At 49.4% G+C, this 253-nt stretch carries 1 protein-coding gene; it reads right to left on the bottom strand.

The window, feature by feature from the left end; translation table 11 throughout:
• Window positions 1–253: NAD-binding protein (locus tag SB765_RS31770; RefSeq protein ID WP_410932776.1), on the bottom strand; the 253-nt coding region annotated here is incomplete at both ends.

The raw sequence follows: 253 nt of genomic DNA, 5'->3' as shown, positions 1-253 counted from the left end.
CAGCGAAGTTCACCACCTGCAATGCGCCGGGATACTCAATCAGTCGGTAAATATTATCGATAACCAACTGCTCTGGTGCGATCAGATGATCAATCGGCACAGCATCTGAATGAAATAGCTTATCGGCATCGCGCACGTAGTCTGGTGAGCGGATACGAGCGATGCGATTAGGGGTGTTGAAAAGTGAGTAGGCTACCTGGCAGGCAACCATATTGGTTTCATCTGAACTGGTTACAGCAACCAGCATATCGGC

The sequence above is a fragment of the Pseudomonas sp. SIMBA_067 genome (assembly GCF_046534675.1).
GTDB classification, from domain to species: domain Bacteria; phylum Pseudomonadota; class Gammaproteobacteria; order Pseudomonadales; family Pseudomonadaceae; genus Aquipseudomonas; species Aquipseudomonas putida.
This window is presented reverse-complemented; position numbering and strand designations above follow the sequence as displayed.